This window comes from Caldivirga sp. UBA161 (assembly GCF_002506515.1).
Classification (GTDB): domain Archaea; phylum Thermoproteota; class Thermoprotei; order Thermoproteales; family Thermocladiaceae; genus Caldivirga.
On record NZ_DAXS01000056.1, the window covers coordinates 2,352 to 3,625 of the forward strand.

Annotated in this window: 1 protein-coding gene; it reads left to right on the forward strand. The window is 38.9% G+C overall.

Going from position 1 to position 1,274, the window contains the following annotated elements; translation table 11 throughout:
• Nucleotides 1-416 precede the first annotated feature (416 nt).
• Nucleotides 417-1,001 (forward strand): tetratricopeptide repeat protein, encoded by a 585-nt coding sequence (locus BP896_RS06495; protein WP_291766882.1) that lies wholly within the window; start codon nucleotides 417-419, stop codon nucleotides 999-1,001.
• The last annotated feature ends 273 nt before the right edge of the window (nucleotides 1,002-1,274 follow it).

A 1,274-nucleotide genomic window follows, 5' to 3' on the forward strand; every position in this document is an offset into this window, starting at 1 on the left:
AAGTAACCTACCGGCATAGTCCCTTAATATTGATGAAGCCTTTTTTGCAATAGGCTTGGTTAACCTAAATATACAGGGCACATACTTACGCCCACCATAATCATACTTATCATAATTCATATCACACTCCACTGATACGTAGATGTAGGACTTATAGAGTAGGCTCATTGCCTTTTAATAATAATTGAGGTTAAAAGTGTTGCTTTAACTAAAACTAATGTATATGGCATAGGCGTGAGGCTATTGGGTTTAAATTGAAGCTAAGGGTAGAATAATATGGATCCATCTTACCTTAACCTCCATAAGCTTTACAGCTCTATTTAACTGGGTTATTAAGCCATGCCTTAAATGCGGTTGCACAGCTTAAAAGTGTATGTGAGGGTAATTTTTATAAGTAGGATATTTTTCCTAGCCTTATGAACACTGAGTACTGTAAAGCCCTCTATAAAGCGGCTGAAGCCTCAATATGCCTAATGGAGTATTCACATGGATTAAGGCTTTATAGGGAATACTTATTAAGGTGCCCTGAAATACCAGGGGCATGGCATGGCTTAGCTATATGCCTTGAGGCCACTGGGAGTAAGGATGAGGCATTAAAGGCTTATGAAAAGGCCCTTGAATTGAACTTAAGGCAAGGTGATGCATCAAGCCTACTCTGGGGTGGCTGGTGTGCCTTTAAGTTGGGTAAGTATGAGTTAGCCTATGAATTGTTTAAGGAGTCTGCTAAGCTAAATCCTGAATACGCCTATACTTGGCATAGCCTAGCCGTGGCGTCTTTTAAGATTGGTAAGCGTGAGGAGGGTATGATGGCCATGGCTAAGTACAGGACTTTAGTTAAGGAGAGGCCCTATGAAAGGAGGGAATGTGAAGGTATTAATATGCTTATGGATTCACTTGAATCATTAAGGAGCATGCGCAATTATAATCAGGGCATTATTGAGATTGCTGAAGACTTATTAATGAGGGCTATCACTAAGTATAAGGAGAAATGTGCAGGTTAAAATACCCCACATTAATGAAGTAAGCTTCATAACCCATAATTTCACATGATTCATAGAAGTAAGTTATTTAAGGTATTATAATTCCTCACTAAGTTAGGTACTTAAGGTAGAAATCAGGAATTTAGCATGCTTAAGGGAACTAGATCCCACTTGAACTATTCCTCTCTTAAACGCAAACTCTATTTCCCCATCCGTAGGCACAGCCCATAGGAATATAATGCATATGCCTATCCCTACTACATTGTCCACAGTATTGATGAGTTATAAATAACT

Bases quoted from the DNA above. Each gene is read 5' to 3' on its own strand.
- BP896_RS06495 (WP_291766882.1), top strand. From the start codon at position 417: ATGAACACTGAGTACTGTAAAGCCCTCTATAAAGCGGCTGAAGCCTCA.